Consider the following 1,967-nt stretch of genomic DNA (forward strand, 5'->3'; position numbering starts at 1 on the left):
CCGGAGTTTTGCAGCAAGTTAATAGATAGTTGAGTCTGAATCATTGTGAATGGAATTGATTCAGACTTTTTTTATTTTGTTTTTTATGCATATTTATGTGTTAAAACATACAGATATGTGATATAATGAGTGTATACTAATAGTTGAGGTGGCCTATGTATTTAAAGAAAATCAATAAAAAGAATCCTGATCGTGTTTATCTAATTATCGCTGAAAGTTTTCGGGATAAGGATACCAAGAAAACTAAATCCAGAACTATCCAATCTTTGGGATACCTTGATGAGCTTGAAAAAGATTTTGATGATCCCATTGCCTACTTTAAAGGCGTTGTGGAAGAAATGAACAATGAAGTTCAGTTAAAGAAAGCACCTATTAAGATTCTCTTTGATTCTCAAGAACAGCTGCCTATCGGCACCAACAACCGAAAAAATTTCGGTTATGCTCCTTTCAGCAGTATCTATCACACCCTTGAGATAGATAAGTTCTTGACCAGCCGTCAACGGTCTACAAAGATTGAAGCCAGTATGAATAACATCATGAAGTTACTTGTTTTTTCTAGATTGCTGTCACCTTCTTCTAAGAAGAAAGCCTTTGAAGACAGAGAGCAGTTCTTTGAAAAAACTAACTATTCCCTTGATGATGTCTATCGTTCACTTAGCTTTTTCAACGATAGGGGAAATGAACTACAAAAATGGATCAATGACCGAATCAAAAGCATCTACGGCCGTGATACCAGTCTGGTTTATTATGATGTTACCAACTATTATTTCGAGTCTGACAAGGAAGATGATTTTAGGGCAAAGGGCGTTTCAAAGGAACATCGCCCAAACCCGATTGTTCAAATGGGGCTGTTTATGGACACTAACGGCATTCCCATAACTTATGATCTGTACCCGGGAAACACCAATGATTGTTTAACTTACAGACCTACTTTTTCAAGAATGAAAAAAGAATTTGATCTGGGCAAGGTCATTGTTGTCTCCGACAAAGGCATGTCTACTGGAGATAATATTCAATATACCCTCTCTGCTAAGGATGGCTTTGTATTTTCTCAAACAGCTAGAGGGGCTAACAGGGAGTTGAAAGAATACATTCGATCTGATGATGGATATGTATGGTATGGAGATGATTACAAGTACAAGGAAAGACTTTATCCCGCTGAAATATGGGTTAGTATGACTTCTGGCAAAAAGAAGAAAAAGACTATTGATGTGAAACAGGTAGTTTTCTACAGTGAGAAATATGCAAAAAAAGCTAAGATGGAAAGGGATAAGGCTATTGAAAAAGCAAAAACACTTATTAAGTCCCCATCAAGCTACAACCGTTCTACCTCCTATGGTGCAGCAGGCTATGTCAAGAACCTTAGCTTTGTGAAGGAAACCGGTGAGATAGCAGATGCAAGTGCCTTAATGCTTGATAAAGAAAAGATTAGGGAACAAGAGGCCTTTGATGGTTACTATGTTCTGATAACAAGTGAATATGAAAAAACAGCAAGTGAGATTATTGATATTTACAGAGGTTTATGGAAAATTGAAGATTCATTTAAAGTAACCAAGAGCGACTTGGAAACAAGACCTGTATATGTATCAAGAGAAGACCACATTAAAGCACATTTTCTGACATGCTTCATCGCACTTGTGCTGGTTAGAATCCTAGAGCACATAACTCATGGCAAGCACAGCATCACAAAGATGGTTGAAAGCCTTAGAAGCTGTACTTGTACAAACGTGGACCAAAACTACTACATCTTTGATTATTATGATGAGGTATTAGCTGATATTGGAAAGGCTACAAACATTGATTTCTCAACAAAGATAAGGACCTTGCAGCAGATCAAAAAAAATATTTCAGAAACTAAAAATTAGGTCTGTTTCACTACAAAAATATGCAAAAATCGAAACCTCGCAAATCACTGAAAACAGTGGGTTTGCGAGGTGTTTTTTTGACACTTTGCTGCAAAACTTAAG

1 protein-coding gene is annotated in these 1,967 nt (G+C 36.8%); it reads left to right on the plus strand.

From position 1 onward, the window contains the following. The first annotated feature begins 155 nt into the window (after nt 1-155). Nucleotides 156-1,865, plus strand: a complete 1,710-nt coding sequence (locus ACOEN1_RS13325; protein ID WP_422487381.1) for an IS1634 family transposase — start codon at nt 156-158, stop codon at nt 1,863-1,865. Nucleotides 1,866-1,967 lie beyond the last annotated feature (102 nt).

This window comes from Gudongella sp. DL1XJH-153 (genome assembly GCF_049310905.1).
In the GTDB taxonomy this organism is placed as follows: domain Bacteria; phylum Bacillota; class Clostridia; order Tissierellales; family Tissierellaceae; genus Gudongella.